We start from the raw sequence: 15,938 nt of genomic DNA, 5'->3' as shown, positions 1-15,938 counted from the left end.
ACACCACACCAAGAAAAAAAGTAATAATTAGAAAATATAAGATAATCAATAGTTTACTGTAAAATAAAAAGCTAATACTACTTAAACACACGCTAAAAATTATGGTGATTTTTTGATGGGTTGTAAAGGGTATAAAAACACTAAAATTGATCATTTTTATTTCAAAAAAATGATCAATTTGTAAATGTCGCTTGTATCGAGGATTAAAAGCATGCTATTAAAAATAGTAATACATTATGTATAAATAAGATGTTAAATTTACTGGCAAATAAGTAAAGTATTCATATAAATATAGCTAACCTAATATAGATCTACTGAAGCAAATTTATGATTATATTAAGTAATTCGAGTTGTCATGCTGTATTCGGTATTGAACTAGAGTTTTACATTGAAGGAATAGAAAAAGAATATTTATTTCTGAGTAGCACCAAAAATAAAATAGCATCTCTTGAATTTTCTTGCGAGAAGGAGAATTCTACACATCAATATGAGATAAAAAGTGGTTGTTATACGAACTCTGACAATTTAATTAAGCATTTTGAGTTAGCGAAACAATTACTTACTGAAACAGCACAAAAGCTTGGCGGGAATGTTTCTTTTAAAGCAAAGCCTTATTTGGATAGAGCAGGCAGTGCATTAAATGTGCATGTTAATCTCGTGAATTCAAATAACGATAACTTATTTTATATCAATGAGCAAAAGTATAGTGATTATTTGATTCATAGTATTGGTGGATTATGTGCAATGATGAAAAAACATATGTTGTTTTTTGCTCCAAATGATGATTCATATTTAAGATTTCAGTACCCGGATATTCATACTCCAACTACAATTAGTTGGGGAGTAAATAACAGAACTGCTGCAATAAGAATTCCCTATTTTGGCAACGATTCCAAAAGATGCCGCCTAGAGCACCGTGTTCCTGGAGCAGACTGTAACCTTGAAAAAGTACTCACAGCAATAATTGAAGGTATAGTTTTTGGTATAGAGAACAAAACTGCTCCACCAAATAGAGTGTACGGCATTGCATCTGATTCTCAATATAAGATGGAGAGTTTGATATAAACTCTAACCACGTTGGTTAACAATATCTTTCATAGTTAGCCGCTCTGGCATTCTCATTGAATCACTAGTGACAAAAGTTTTTGGAGCACTGGCAACTTCTGTGATTTCCTGGTAACATCCATTCATAGGCATAGGAGGGGATCGCATTAAATCCATATAGTTCGTTGCGTATTTAGTCTGACTTGTATCATCAGCCCCAGCAAGTGAGTTACCGTCAAGGTCCATATGTTCAGGTAGTCCATTTTTCATTTTTTCTTCTGCTCTTTTCCTTATTATTTCTTCTTCTAGCTCAGTTTCAGTTCTTTTTGGTTCTTTTTCGGATATTTCCGTATCTTTTTCTTTACCTTCATCAACACTGCTATACCCTTCATCTTCTGAAACTTTATCTCCTGAAACACCAGTAATTTCAGCAGGCTGTTCTTTTTTAGTTCTTATTTTACGAATCAGCGAAAGTAATAAGTAAGTGACTACAGCAGCAGCAACTATAATGGCTATCTTTGCGGCAATGTGAATTGCTGTTAAAAATATTAAAGCTGATAAAGCCCCAGCTAGTACAGACACAATAACTTTATTTTTGCCTTTTGTTATATTTAGAATTGCCACCATAATAACCTCTCAAATACTGTTCTAGAATTATTATACAGAAATTTTCTTATACTTGCAACTTTGCGAAAATTTTAATTATTTGCGTAAAGTTTTAAAGCTATACAAGGATTAATTAATATGCAATGTATCTCGACTATAATATTGTACAAACGCACATATTCAGTTAACATTCAACATGCAGAGCTTACTCATAGAGCGAAACAGGGCGGTGGTATTATTACTTATAGTAATTTTTATCTTCGGTTCATACGTTTATGTAAAAATGCCAAGGGAAAGTAACCCTGATATACAGATTCCTATAATCAGCGTGTTTGTTGGACTTCCTGGGATTTCTGCTCAAGATAGTGAAAAGCTATTAGTGCTTCCTATAGAAAATGAACTAAGATCCATCGAAGGTGTAAGAGAATTGAGAGCTTTTGCAACTAATGATGGTGCTCACATGATACTCGAATTTGGAACAGAGTATGATAATAAAGAAGTGCTCGACAATGTCCGTTCAAAGCTTTCAAACATAAAATCGAAGTTACCTGTTGAAGCGGAATCTGCGATAATCAATGAAATAAACTTGAGCTTATTTCCGATACTCAATGTCGGCTTAATTGGTAATTTACCAGAAAGAGCCTTAACTGAAATAGCACGCAAGCTAAAGAAAGAAATAGAATCTCTGCCAAATATTCTCAAAGTTGAAGTGGCGGGTATGCGTAAAGAAACAGTGGAAGTTATAATTGAGCCCACAGTTCTAACAAAATATAACATTCAATCAAACGAAATATTCCAAGCTATATCAAGCAATAATAGACTAGTGGGAGCTGGGTCACTGGAAAACGATACCGGTAAATATTCGATTAAAATATCAGGGTTATTAAAAGATATAGAAGACATTATGAATATTCCTATTAGATCTCAAGGCGATGCAGTTTTGAGAATCAAAGATATAGCAAAAGTATATCCTAGGTTTGAGGACCACCAAGGGTTTGCTCGCATTAATGGATTACCTAGTGTCGTGCTAGAAATTTCAAAACGTAACGGAAAAAACATAATAGACACAGTAAATCAAGTAAAATACTTAATGGATAAGGCAAAAGATCAATTACCTGAAAATTTAAAAGTGGTGTACTTAAATGACCAGTCAAAAAACGTCCGCGATGTGCTTGATGACTTGGAAAACGGCATAATATTTGCTGTGTTGTTAATATTGATCATAATGATGCTTTCTATGGGAACAAGGATTGCTATTCTTGTGGCACTCTCGATACCAGGTTCCTTTTTCATTGGGATAATAGCTCTTTACTTTATGGGCATAACCTTAAATATCGTTGTGCTCTTCAGTTTAATTATGGCTGTTGGCATGCTGGTTGATGATGCAATTGTGATTAGCGAATATGCCGATAGAAAGATGATCTGCGGAATGGACAAAGTAGAAGCCTTTCACACTTCAGTTCGTGATATGTTTTATCCAGTTCTATCATCAACGTTAACTAAATTAGCAGTATTTTTTCCTTTATTATTCTGGCCTGATACTGTTGGTAAATTCATGCAGTACATACCAATTACAATAATTCTAACTTTAACTGGATCGCTCATTATGGCTTTGGTTTTTATACCAACACTTGGTGCAATATTTGGCAAGCCTTCGATAACTTCAAAAAAAGAAATAAAAAAAATGAGTGCTATAGAAAGTGGTGAGATAAAAAATGCTGGACCTATAATAAGAGCTTACACACGCATGCTAGAGAAGGTTTTAGATCATCCTAAAAAATTCATATGTGCTACTGTATTCGTCCTGTTTTCATTTAGTGTGCTGTACTTTACCTTTGGTCCTGGAGTGAAGTTTTTTCCGAAAATGGATTCAGATAATATTTTAATCAGTGTTAAAGCAAAAGAAAGCTTATCAGCTAAAGAACGAGATCTGATACTCAAAGAAGTGGAAGAACGCATTTTGAGCGTTGAAAAAGAAATTCATGTTTCTTATGCTAGATCAGGAGCATTTTCAGACAACGTTATTGCCAGAATTCAACTAGAACTTATGGATTGGCGCTTCAGGCGCAAAGCTAAGCACATATTAAACGATATAAGAAGCAGTGTGCAAGACATGAAAGGAATAATAATTAATGTTCAAGAGGAAAAGTTAGGACCTTCGGCTGACAAGCCAATACAAATTAACCTCAGCGGAAGTGCATCCAATCTGAATCTAGCAGCAGATAAAATTCTAAAAATTATGGACCAACCTTCATCCGGGTTTATAAATATTCAAGATAGCAGATCAGCACCTGAAATAGAGTGGAATATGAGTGTTGATAAGAGTAAGGCTACAAGTTCTGGAGTAAGTGTTGCAACCATTGGCGATTTTATAAAGATGGTTACAAATGGAGTGTTGATTGGAAAATATAGACCAAATAACACGGATGAAGAAATCGATATTGTACTCCGTTTCCCCAGAAGGAACCGCAACATGAAAACTATAGATAATCTTTTTATCAATACAGTTAATGGCCCGTATCCTATGAGCAACATAGTAAAATATGCTCCCGAAAAAAAGGTAAACAAACTAAATAGGATTGATGGATTACGTACAGTGACAATTTCCGCTGATGTGGATACGGGCTATCTTGTTAATGAAAGAGTAAAGTTCATCCAGAATTCTATTGCCCAGAATTGGGACAAGGGAGTAAAAATTGATTTTAAAGGCGACAAAGAAGATCAAAAAAAATCAGGAACATTTTTGTTAAAGGCTTTTATATTAGCAATTACACTAATGATATTGGTATTAGTGACACAGTTTAATAATGTATACCATACATTTATCGTAATGACAGCAGTGTTTTTATCCACAACATGTGTGTTTTTTGTTTTCTTTCTTATCCAACAAGTTTTCGTAGTTGTTATGTGTGGAGTGGGGATAATTGCTTTGGCAGGAATTATAGTGAATAATAACATACTATTGCTTGATGCCTTTCATCACCAAATTAAGGTACACGAAAATGACATCAAGCGATGTGTAATAAACGCTGCAATTTCTCGCGTGAGGCCAATATTGCTTACCGTTGCAACCACAGTTCTTGGTTTAATAGCGATGATTACCAGGTTAAATATCAATTTTTTTACGCTACAAATCATATATGATGCTCCATCAAGCCAGTGGTGGGTTGACATTTCAACAACCATAGCAAGTGGAATATTGGCTGCAACGGTCTTAACTTTATTCTTTACTCCTGCGTTGCTTGTCATACAAAGACATGAAAAAACTTGACTTAAATTAGCAATCATTTAACATTTAAGATAGCGTTCTTTGCCCGTTGAAGCTATAATTATCACTAATTACATTGGATTTATTTATTATGATTGCTAATCGTAAAAGCAGTGTTAAGCAGAAAAGTAACAAGAATAACATAGTTGGAAGCCTTGATGTAATAAAAACAGCAGGAGAACTTTCACTTCAAAAAGGTTTAGATTTTAATGTTGTAATAAAGGCACTAGAAAGTGCTATAGAAGCAGTGGCTTATCAAAAATATGGTAGCAAAAGTAAAATTGTAGTTAATATAGATAGAAATACAGGCAAAGTTACTTCATACAGAAAACTAAAAGTTATTGATGACGAATCCGATGGAGAAAAGAATACTGAGTATGAATCAATTACGCTGACACAAGCTAAATTAATAAAAGGAGATGCAAAAGTTGGAGATAATGTTAGTGAATTGCTCTCTCTTAACACTGATCTTGCTTCAGCAAGGATTGCCCAGCAAAAGATTGCTCAAATAATTAAAGATGAAGAGTCAAAAAAGCAATATGAGGAATTTAAAGATAAGGTGGGAGAAATAAGGTATGGTATTGTTAAACAAGTAGAATATTCAGATCTTATTATAGACATAAATGGCACTAGGGCATATCTTCCATTGCGAAATTTGACCGGTGGTGAATCATTTCGTGAAGGCGATAAGGTTAAAACTTACATACAGACCGTTAAGCGCTCTGATGATGGACGTCAAATTATTCTTTCTAGGACTCATGAAGGCTTTTTAGAGGCATTATTAAATCAAGAAATACCAGAAATTGCTGACGGGTTAGTAACAATTAAAGGTATAGCTAGAGACGCCGGCTCAAGGTCTAAGGTTGCTGTTTTCTCTCCTGACAAGAACATCGATCCAGTAGGTGCTTGTGTTGGAGTTAAGGGAGATAGAATAAAAACTATTATACACGAATTAAATGGTGAAAAAATTGACGTTATAAATTACTCCTCAGATTTGGGTCAATTTGTTATTAAAGCCATTACTCCTGCAGAAGTATCGAAGGTTATTATTGATGAAAATGAAAATTGCATAGAGTTAATAGTTGCTGAAGATCAATTGAGTTTAGCTATAGGAAAAAAGGGCCAGAATGTAAGATTAGCTTCAGAGCTTGTTGGATGGAAAATTGAGATATTAAGCACTCAGCAGGAATCAGAAAGGCGAAGTAAAGAACTTAGTCAATGTTCAGCTTTATTTGCTGAAGCTTTAAACTTAGAAGAGATTATGGGTCAGCTATTGGTAACAGAAGGTTTTTCAAGCGTAGAAGATATATCCAGCGCTTCAATCAAAGAGCTTGCTTCAATAGAGGGCTTTAATGAGGATATTGCAAACGAACTTCATAATAGAGCAAACAAGTATCTGAAAGCAGAAAATGATAGAAAAATAGAAGAGCTAAAAAGTCTGGGTATGGAAGATGATGTAATCAATTTAACTTTATCAATAGACAATAAAATTGCTCTTAGCAAACATGATATTAAGACTTTAGAGGACATAGCAGATTTATCAAGTTATGAGTTTTGCAGCATACTCTCTTCCTCAGCTGATAGTAAAGAAAATCTAAAAGATACAGTAGACTCAATAATCATAGAAGCACGTAAAAAGCTTGGGTTAATATAATAAAATAATATGAATAATGAAGATATCAGTAATAAAAAATTAACGCTCCAAGGCTTAAGCAAGCTTAAATTAGACCTCAATTTAAACTCTTCAGCTAGCCCAAGTACTGGAGCTACAATAGTAAAAAAAAGAAGAAAAAAATCTCATGATGCAGAAGAACATAATTTATTTGATGAGAGTAAATTAGGTTCTTTAACAGAGAAAGAACAAATCTTCCGCATTAATGCTGTGCAGAATGCTGCTTTGCTGAAAGAAAGAAATCAGAGAGAAGAAAAAGAGAAAACAGCAAAAGAAGACAACAATAAAGAGATTGACGAGAAAAATGAAGCGGACACTTTATCTAAAGAAATAAATAAGAAAGTTTTAAGTAATACTCACTTAGTTGAACTAAGAGAAGATAATATTGACTATGAGGGCGACAATAAAAAGTCTTCCAAAGTCAACAAAGATATATATTCTAAGCATTCTAAACTGGTAATTGCACATGCAATAGATGAAAAAACTGAACAACCCCCTGTATTTAAGCAAAGATTTGGTATAAGAAGTAAAAAGTCAAAGTTTACTAAGGGTAAAAATATATCAAGAGAAGTTATTATACCAGACAAAATAACTATCAGGGAGTTATCTATTCGTATGGCAGAAGATAGCAAGAGTGTGCTAAAAATGTTCAAAGAAGAAGTCGGTGAGAGTTATAGAGTGGATGATTTGGTAGATCCAGATATAGCATCTGAAATAGTGGAAAAATTTAGTCATACGGCTAAACGAGTGAGCGATACCAACAGAGAAAAGGATTTATTTTTTATAGAAGGCAGAGAAAGCCTGCCTAAAAAACCTAAACCACCAATCGTCACTTTTATGGGACACGTCGATCATGGTAAAACCTCATTGCTCGATGCATTTCGTGAATCTAATGTTGCAGAAAGAGAGTCAGGTGGCATCACTCAACACATAGGTGCTTATCAAATAACGACAAAAGATAAGCAAAAAATTACTTTTATTGATACACCAGGACATGAAGCGTTCACTGCGATGCGTGCATGTGGTGCCAATATTACTAATATAGTTGTAATAGTAGTTGCAGCTGACGATGGAATCATGAAACAAACAGTTGAAGCAATAAATCATGCAAAAGCAGCAAATGTTTCTATTATAGTTGCTATTAATAAAATTGATAAATCTGAGCCTGGTGATATAGAAAAAATAATTAATAGTTTGCCTCAATATGATCTCATCTCTGAAGAGCTTGGTGGTGATATTATGATTGTGCCAGTATCAGCAAAAAAGAAAACTAACTTAGATAAACTAGAAGAGGCGATTTTGTTAATCGCTGAATTAATGAAGCTAGAAGCAATAGAAGATTGTCGAGCACTTGGATGGGTAATAGAATCCAAAATAGATAAAGCGAAAGGAATATCAGCTACATTGATAGTTGAGGAAGGAACGTTAAAGGTTGGTGATATATTGGTAGTTGGTACAACATACAGCAAAGTACGTAGTATGGTTAATCACCTTGGTCAAGGAGAAAAAGCAGCACTACCCTCCGCTCCAATTGAAATTACTGGTCTAAATGGTGTGCCAAATGCTGGAGATAAATTTGTTGTTGTAAATTCTGAAAAGCAGGCGCGTGAAATTGTTGAATACAGGCTAGAGTTGATCAAGAAAAAGAAAGAAGATTCAGACGACAATAATTTAGATATATTCAGTCGTAATAACAGTGGAACAGAAGAACTATCTGTAGTTTTAAAGTGCGATGTAACTGGTTCTATTGAAGCAATATCAAGTTCAATTGATAAACTCGGTAAAGACCAAGTGAAATTAAATATCCTACACAAAGCAGTAGGAGGGATAACAGATTCAGATGTGCTGCTTGCAGAAGCATCAAGTGCAGTAATTTTAGCTTTTAATGTAAAAGTGGACTCAAAAATAAGGGACTTGGCAAAACAAAAAAGTGTAGAAATACATACTTATAACATAATATACGAGCTCATTGACGACATGAGAATGTATTTAACTAAAATGTTAAAGCCTGTTACACGAGAGGTTCGTGTTGGTTCTGCATCTGTAAAGCAAATATTTAATGTATCTAAAGCTGGTAATATCATTGGATGTTACGTAAGTGATGGAGTCATAAGAAAAGATTCTTTAATTAAGGTAGTGCGTGGTGGCAAATTGGTGCATGAAGGAAAGTTAAAAGCACTACGTAGATTTAAAGACGATGTTAAAGAAGTAGGTGTAAACTTTGAATGCGGAGTGTCACTAGAGAGTAATATCGATATTAAAGTTGGAGATATTTTGGAAGCTTATCAATTAGTGCAAGAAGAAAGGGTGTTATAGTAGATGGATATGAAAAAGGAAATTAGAAACCTAAAAATAGCATCGGTATTGCATAGAGCAATATCAAGAGTCCTAATGGAAGGTAAGGTGTTCAATAAAAATGTAGCGGTATCTGACGTAAAATTAAGTAAAGATTTGAAAAAAGCAGATGTATATATTGTGGTATCTTCATTGAATATCCAAGTAGCTGACTACTCAGATTCAGAAAAAAGTACATGGATTTCAGCATCCCGCACTGGAGATCCTTCTGAGAATAATTGTGATATTAACACTGTTATTAATGAAATGAACCAATCTGCATGGTCAATACGTAAATCTATATTGTGTTATGTTGATTTGCGATTTATACCTGAGTTAGTTTTCAAGCCTGATTTAGCGTTCGATAATTTTGTTAATGTAAGCAAAATATTACATAATCACACTTAATTAATGTATTTCAACGATTGCTTTTCATTAATGAGATTGCACAGTTTAACAGGTTTGTGGCTTGTGCTATTTCCCAGTTTGAGCGGTATTCTTTTAGCCTCAACTTCTCTATCGTATCAGGCTCTTTTTCTCCTTGTTTTGTTCACTATAGGCGCATTTTTAATGAGACCTGCAGGGTGCATAATCAATGACATTTTCGATAGGGAAATAGATGCACACGTTGAACGAACAAAATATAGGCCACTTGCAAGTGGTGCATTAAACATAAAGCAGGCTTTGGTTTTACTCTTACTGCTACTATCTATCGCTTTGGTAATTTTATTGTTAACTAATAAAACCACACTCATACTTGGAATAATCTCAATGTGTATGATAGCTACTTACCCTTTATTAAAGCGGTATATTTGGTGGCCACAATTGTTCTTAGGGTTTACCTTCAATATGGGATCGCTCATGGGCTCAGCAGCAATAATAAACCAGATCAGTATAGAATCCTTGCTGTTTTATATAGGATGCGTCTTTTGGACACTTAGCTATGACACCATATACGCTCACCAAGATAAAAAAGATGATGAAAAACTCGGAATGAAATCTACCGCATTATATTTTGGTGATACAACAAAATCTTGGTTGAAAAGATTTTATTTAATATCTCTTATGACGTGGCTATATGCTGGTATCTTATCATCATTAAATAACATCTTTTATATTGCTCTACTTGCTGTAGGGTTCATATTTCACCGCCAATACAAAAATTTCAATCCTGACGATCCCAGTCAATGCATGTCCATATTTAAAAATAATTCCTACGTAGGGTTGCTTCTCTTTTTTGGCATCCTTTTAGATAGAATTATCACCTAGGTCTCAAGAGTTTTGGCTCTAATGAAGTCAATAACTCAAGTAGCTCGCAGAAACGAAAAAACTTGCTTGACAAGTTTCGCCAGCCCCCTTATCATGATATTGAAGGTATTCAGTTATCTTCATCTGTGCAGATTAAACAGCAAGAAAACAACGTAGTTGGCGTCTTATTTTTAATTTTTTGCACTATGTGCACCTTATGTCTTCACAACATTTCTGGGTTTTTACCTATATAAGCTGAAACGCGCTTATAAGTCGTTTAAGACAGTATAGTACGCCAATTTGCATGATTAGAGAGTGACAACTAGCTAACACGGGGTTTCTTTTGCCTTTTTTTCTGCTTAGTAAATTTCTTAAACATTTAAACTAAGGTGAGTTGCGTTTAAAAGCAGCTAAATTGCAGTGTTTAAGATTTAAAAAACGCCAAATACTGAAAATAGACAATGACCAGGTCTTCTTTTGCCTTTTTTTTCGTTTGGTAAATTTCTTAATGTTTACAGCTAAAGTAACTTAGGTTCACCGACAACCGTCATCCTGCTACGTGTTAGCGGATGAGATACCGCGAATGAATCGCGGTATGACGGTTCGTGGTGGCATGACGGTTAAGCAATTCGTCATCTCACAGCGGGATCTCTTGTTAGCGCCGCGGCGGTATGACGGTCTGCGGCGGTATGAAGGTTAAGCAATTCGTCATCCCGCTGCTTGTTAGCGGGATCTCTTGTTAGCACCGCGGCGGTTGTAAGTTAAAAATATGTTATAAAAGAAACAAGAGGGAAGATAACTCTACTCACTATAGGAATAGAGCTATCACGGGCGTGTGCGCGGCGTTGGTGTTATAACAACCGTCTATATCAAGGTACACTAGCCCTATCCCTCGATACGTTTGAATAGTTGCATGGGACATATGTATGCACCCGTTTACAATCTTAAATCAATAAACTATCGAGGTTGTTAATATGGTTACATCTTATCAAAACTTTATTGGTATTGACATCGGAAAATTTAAAAATGTTGTTGCGGTTCACACACAGAAGAGTGTTGTCGAATTTGATAATAATGCTTCTGGTTGGCAACAATTGTTTAAAAAGTTTTCAGGTATCTTACCTAATTCTTTAGTAACTTTAGAAAATACAGGAAAATATGAGCTTGGTTTATCGCATTTTCTTATTGACAAGAATATCGCTGTACATCGAGCTAATACCCGTAAAGTAAAAAGCTTTATCTTGTCTCACGGAACTTTAGCAAAGTCTGATAAATCAGATGCAATGGCTCTTGCTCAGTATGCGCCATAGAACTCTTTCTCCCTACTTCTAAAGAACAATCAACTTTGATTGCACTTTGTCAACGTCGTGATGACCTTACACAAATGAGAGCCCAAGAGAAATGTAGGTTGGAAGCACCTGAAAATGACTACACAAAAAAAAGTTGCCAAAAAACCATTGACTTTTTTAACAGTCAGATAAATAAGCTCAATAATGCCATACAAAAAATCATTGATAAAAATCTAGAGTTACAGAAGCGCCAAAAAATTCTGAGAACAGTGCCAGGAATAGGTCCAAAGTTATCACAAGATTTTGTGTGTCTGATGCCGGAGCTTGGCTACTTAAACAGAAAAGAAGTAGCAAGTCTTGCTGGAGTTGCACCGCATCCAAAAGAAAGTGGAAAAGCTATTGGTTATCGAAGAATAACAGGCGGTAGAAGCAATGTTCGTACTAAGCTTTTTACGGCTGCAATGGCTGCTGCAAAGTCCAAATCTGCACTTGGTGCCTTTTATTCCAAGCTCATTGAAAGTGGTAAGAAGAAGATGGTAAGCTCTAATGCGTAAAATTATGGTTATTGCTAATGCCAGGCTTAAAGAAGCAGTTAATGTGAATTAAAAAATCTGCATAGAAAATAAGTTAACGAATATGTGCGTCCACACACACTTAAAGCACATATTCGTTAACCATAAAATCTAAGCAGTAACTGTTGTTTGATATAAAATTTTTCTATGATAAATTAGGGTGTTTATTGTCAAAAATGCATTTTCTAATTGAATAAAAATACAAAATTATAAACAAGAGTTGTAATAAAACTAAATTCAAAAAATTTAAAAAAAACATAGTTGATATGACGGTTCGTGGCGGTATGAAGGTTAAGCAATTCGTCATCCCGCTACTTGTTAGCGGGATCTAGCTTTGAGATACCGCGGCGGTATGACGTAGGGAGATCTAATTTGTGCTAGCTATATAACCATAGTAATAGTCGTCAAGCCTAAAAGTAGTTAGCTAATAGGTTTAATAAAAATTCACATATACAGGAAAGATTGGTAACATTATTTGAACAGAAATCGTTATTGTAATTATGCCAAAACGCACAGATATAGAATCTATATTAGTAATAGGAGCAGGCCCAATAGTTATAGGTCAGGCATGCGAGTTTGATTATTCCGGAACGCAAAGCTGTAAAGTATTAAAAAGTGAAGGTTATAAAGTCATTTTGGTTAACTCCAATCCTGCAACTATAATGACAGATCCTGAGTTTTCTGATGCGACGTATATTGAGCCGGTGCTGCCTGAAATCATAGAGAAAATTATAGTTAAGGAGAGGCCAGGCGCAATATTGCCAACAATGGGCGGGCAAACAGCACTTAATTGTGCAATAAAACTTGCAGATGATGGAGTGTTAGACAAATACAATGTAGAATTAATAGGGGTAAATAGAGAAGCAATAAAAAAAGCAGAGGATAGAGAGTTATTCCGTCAGTCCATGGATAAAATAGGGCTAAAATACCCCAAAAGTATCATTATAAAAAATCAAGAACAAATAAGAAAGGCTTTGGATTACATTGGATTACCAGCAATCATCCGCTCGTCATTCACCCTTGGTGGTGCAGGTAGCGGCATAGCATACAATAAAGAGGAGTTTTTCAATATTGCAAAAAGTGCTCTCAAAATTTCGCCAATAAATGAAGTTCAGATAGATGAATCAATTATCGGCTGGAAAGAATATGAAATGGAAGTTATCCGTGATTGTAAAGATAACTGCATAATAGTCTGTTCGATAGAAAATATTGATCCAATGGGAGTGCACACTGGGGATAGTATCACGGTTGCCCCTGCTTTGACTCTGCGTGACGTAGAATACCAACAGATGAGAAATGCATCTATAGCAGTGCTGAGAGAAATTGATGTTAGCGCCGGTGGTGCAAATGTGCAGTTTGCAGTGAATCCTAAAGAAGATGGAAGCCTCGTTGTGATTGAAATGAATCCAAGGGTTTCTCGCTCTTCTGCACTTGCTTCGAAAGCAACAGGCTATCCTATTGCAAAAGTTGTAACTAAACTTGCTATTGGCTATTCGCTCGACGAAATACGTAACGACTGTGCTCCAATAATACCAGCAGCATTCGAACCAGTGATTGATTATATCGTCACTAAAATTCCTCGTTTTGAATTTGAGAAGTTTAAGGGGACGAATTGTGAGCTATCAACTTCCATGAAATCAGTGGGGGAAGTGATGTCTATAGGCCGCACTTTTAATGAGTCACTACAGAAAGCTTTCCGTTCACTTGAAACTGGTCTTACAGGACTTGATGAAGTGTTTTCTGAAGACACAGATGTTAAATCTCAATTAGCAAAATTGCTGCCAAACAGATTACTGATTGCTGCTGACGCAATGCGTCATGGAATAAGCATAGAAGAAATAAATTCGATTACAGGATATGACTTATGGTTTTTGCAGAATATACAGCAAATTATATTAGCTGAACAAAAAATCAAGGAAAACGGCCTTCCTGAGACTGCATATGAAATGTTAGAGCTGAAAAAAATGGGGTTTTCAGATGCAAGATTGGCAAAATTAAGCAATAAGAAAGTAGAGCAAATTGAAGCAATAAGAAAAAGATTTGGCATTAAACAAGTTTATAAGCGTGTAGATACCTGTGCAGCTGAATTTGAATCGAGCACTGCTTATATGTATGGCTGTTATGAGGGTAACACAATGATGTCATTCCAGCGCGTGACGCTGGAATCCAGAGATAAGGAAGAATGGATCCCAGTGTCAGCTACTCGGATGACAGAGGGAATGGAGTGCGAAGCAGATGTTTCTGACCGAGAAAAGGTTGTCATTTTAGGAAGTGGTCCAAATCGCATTGGTCAAGGTATTGAGTTTGATTATGCATGCGTACATGCAGCTTCTGCCGCCAAAGAAATGGGGTATGAAACAATAATGATTAACTGTAATCCAGAAACCGTTTCAACTGATTATGATACCGTTGATCGTTTATATTTCGCCCCACTGATTGCAGAGGATGTGCTTGAAATACTAAGCAAAGAGCAAGAAAATGGCACACTGGTTGGTGTAATAGTTCAAATAGGTGGTCAAACATCTTTAAAGTTAGCCAAAGTGCTTAACGAGAGAGGTTTTAAAATTCTGGGAACTTCGTTTGATTCTATTGACCTTGCAGAAGATCGCATGAGATTTAAAAACCTTGCTTTGCAACTTAATTTAAAACAACCTGAAAGTTCTATCTGCCATTCAGTAAAAGAAGCGTTAACCAATGCAGAAAAGGTGGAGTTTCCACTAGTAGTCAGGCCATCATATGTCCTCGGCGGTCAGTCTATGTCGATTAGACACGATTCTCAGAGCTTTAAAGAGTATGTCTTGAATCAAACCAAAATTTTTGAACACGGATCGCTTCTTCTTGATAAATTTTTAGTCAATGCAGTTGAGGTTGACGTTGATGCTGTGTGTGATGGGGAAAAAGTTTTCATTGCAGCGGTCATGGAGCATATTGAAGAAGCTGGTATCCACTCTGGCGATTCAACATGCTCAATACCGACAAATACATTGAGTGACGAAGTAATAAAAGAGATCGAGCTCCAAACTGAAAGAATAGCTCTTGCACTAGAAGTGAAAGGTCTGATAAACATTCAGTTTGCTGTTCAAGAGAGTGATGTATACATACTTGAAGTAAATTTACGAGCTAGTCGAACCGTTCCTTTTATTTCCAAGGTAATCAATATTCCTATTGCAAAGCTTGCCACTCAGGTTATTTTGGGTAAAAATTTGAATCAGGAAAACAAGCCTTTCAATCATTTTGCAGTTAAAGCTGCTGTTTTTCCATTTACCCGCTTTGCAGGAGTTGATACTTTACTTGGTCCTGAAATGAAATCAACAGGAGAAGTGATGGGAATTGACTCATCTTTCGAAGCTGCACTTGCAAAAGCGCACATGGCTGCAGGATACAAGTTACCAACAGAAGGAACAGCTCTGGTTTCAGTAAAAGATGATGATAAAGAGTATATATTGTCTGTTGCACGAATGTTGAAAGAACTGAGTTTTGAAATATATGCCACCAAAGGCACAGCTTCGTATCTGAACAATAATGGAATTGCTGCAAAAGCTGTAAATAAAGTGAGAGAAGGCAGACCCCACATAGTTGATATGCTCAAAGATGGAAAAATAAATCTAGTGATCAATACCTCAAAAGGTGTAAAGTCAGTCTCAGACAGCAAAGATATTCGCAGAACTGCTATTTTGCAAAATATAGCTTATAGCACCACAGCTTCTGGGAGTAAAGCGTTAGCGCTTGCAATTCAATATGTAAAGAATAGCAAATTGGAAGTGAAATCATTACAGCAGATACAAAATGTTTAAATATCAAAACTAAAATAATTCATTCCTCTATCTCGAAATCGTGGTAGAGGAATGTAAGTCAAATTTCTTTACTGACTTGCCTATGTATTATAGTATTTGTCAAAGAATTAA

9 protein-coding genes and 1 pseudogene are annotated in these 15,938 nt (G+C 35.5%); 9 read left to right on the top strand and 1 reads right to left on the bottom strand.

Going from position 1 to position 15,938, the window contains the following annotated elements; translation table 11 throughout:
- Nucleotides 1-327 precede the first annotated feature (327 nt).
- On the top strand, nt 328-1,065 hold the full coding sequence (locus tag NHG98_RS06215; RefSeq protein WP_096616642.1) for a type I glutamate--ammonia ligase: 738 nt from the start codon (nt 328-330) through the stop codon (nt 1,063-1,065).
- A gap of 3 nt (nt 1,066-1,068) precedes the next feature.
- Here the strand turns inward: NHG98_RS06215 and NHG98_RS06210 are convergent, their stop codons facing one another.
- Nucleotides 1,069-1,671, bottom strand: a complete 603-nt coding sequence (locus tag NHG98_RS06210; RefSeq protein ID WP_259245407.1) for a hypothetical protein — start codon at nt 1,669-1,671, stop codon at nt 1,069-1,071.
- Between the two features lie 175 nt (nt 1,672-1,846).
- On the opposite strand from NHG98_RS06210, the gene NHG98_RS06205 reads away from it, so the two are divergent.
- The 8 genes and pseudogenes from NHG98_RS06205 to carB all read left to right on the top strand — a co-directional run bounded on the left by NHG98_RS06205 (nt 1,847) and on the right by carB (nt 15,827).
- On the top strand, nt 1,847-4,921 hold the full coding sequence (locus NHG98_RS06205) for an efflux RND transporter permease subunit (RefSeq protein ID WP_096616640.1): 3,075 nt from the start codon (nt 1,847-1,849) through the stop codon (nt 4,919-4,921).
- A gap of 88 nt (nt 4,922-5,009) precedes the next feature.
- The gene (gene nusA, locus NHG98_RS06200) at nt 5,010-6,572 is read left to right on the top strand and encodes a transcription termination factor NusA (protein ID WP_096616666.1); all 1,563 of its coding nucleotides are present in this window, start codon (nt 5,010-5,012) and stop codon (nt 6,570-6,572) included.
- A gap of 9 nt (nt 6,573-6,581) precedes the next feature.
- Nucleotides 6,582-8,906 (top strand): translation initiation factor IF-2, encoded by a 2,325-nt coding sequence (infB, locus tag NHG98_RS06195; protein ID WP_096616637.1) that lies wholly within the window; start codon nt 6,582-6,584, stop codon nt 8,904-8,906.
- 9 nt (nt 8,907-8,915) lie between these two features.
- Nucleotides 8,916-9,332 (top strand): ribosome-binding factor A, encoded by a 417-nt coding sequence (locus NHG98_RS06190; protein ID WP_096616665.1) that lies wholly within the window; start codon nt 8,916-8,918, stop codon nt 9,330-9,332.
- A gap of 3 nt (nt 9,333-9,335) precedes the next feature.
- Complete coding sequence (gene ubiA, locus NHG98_RS06185; RefSeq protein ID WP_096616635.1) at nt 9,336-10,193, top strand: 4-hydroxybenzoate octaprenyltransferase; 858 nt, start codon at nt 9,336-9,338, stop codon at nt 10,191-10,193.
- Between the two features lie 538 nt (nt 10,194-10,731).
- Nucleotides 10,732-10,872, top strand: coding sequence for a hypothetical protein (locus NHG98_RS06180; protein ID WP_259245406.1), 141 nt, complete (start codon nt 10,732-10,734; stop codon nt 10,870-10,872).
- A 274-nt stretch (nt 10,873-11,146) separates the two neighbouring features.
- Nucleotides 11,147-12,067: pseudogene (locus NHG98_RS06175) on the top strand (IS110 family RNA-guided transposase).
- A gap of 466 nt (nt 12,068-12,533) precedes the next feature.
- The gene (gene carB, locus NHG98_RS06170) at nt 12,534-15,827 is read left to right on the top strand and encodes a carbamoyl-phosphate synthase large subunit (RefSeq protein WP_259245405.1); all 3,294 of its coding nucleotides are present in this window, start codon (nt 12,534-12,536) and stop codon (nt 15,825-15,827) included.
- Nucleotides 15,828-15,938 lie beyond the last annotated feature (111 nt).

Origin of the sequence: Wolbachia endosymbiont of Aedes albopictus (assembly GCF_024804185.1) — a bacterium.
Classification (GTDB): domain Bacteria; phylum Pseudomonadota; class Alphaproteobacteria; order Rickettsiales; family Anaplasmataceae; genus Wolbachia; species Wolbachia pipientis_B.
Note: the sequence above shows the minus strand (reverse complement) of the source record. Positions and strands in the feature narration are given on the sequence as shown.

What these genes read in the sequence shown, in the direction of transcription:
- nusA (WP_096616666.1), top strand. Translation starts at nt 5,010, where the DNA reads ATGATTGCTAATCGTAAAAGCAGTGTTAAGCAGAAAAGTAACAAGAAT.
- NHG98_RS06205 (WP_096616640.1), top strand. Translation starts at nt 1,847, where the DNA reads ATGCAGAGCTTACTCATAGAGCGAAACAGGGCGGTGGTATTATTACTT.
- NHG98_RS06215 (WP_096616642.1), top strand. Translation starts at nt 328, where the DNA reads ATGATTATATTAAGTAATTCGAGTTGTCATGCTGTATTCGGTATTGAA.
- NHG98_RS06190 (WP_096616665.1), top strand. Translation starts at nt 8,916, where the DNA reads ATGAAAAAGGAAATTAGAAACCTAAAAATAGCATCGGTATTGCATAGA.
- infB (WP_096616637.1), top strand. Translation starts at nt 6,582, where the DNA reads ATGAATAATGAAGATATCAGTAATAAAAAATTAACGCTCCAAGGCTTA.
- NHG98_RS06210 (WP_259245407.1), bottom strand. Translation starts at nt 1,671, where the DNA reads ATGGTGGCAATTCTAAATATAACAAAAGGCAAAAATAAAGTTATTGTG.
- carB (WP_259245405.1), top strand. Translation starts at nt 12,534, where the DNA reads ATGCCAAAACGCACAGATATAGAATCTATATTAGTAATAGGAGCAGGC.
- ubiA (WP_096616635.1), top strand. Translation starts at nt 9,336, where the DNA reads ATGTATTTCAACGATTGCTTTTCATTAATGAGATTGCACAGTTTAACA.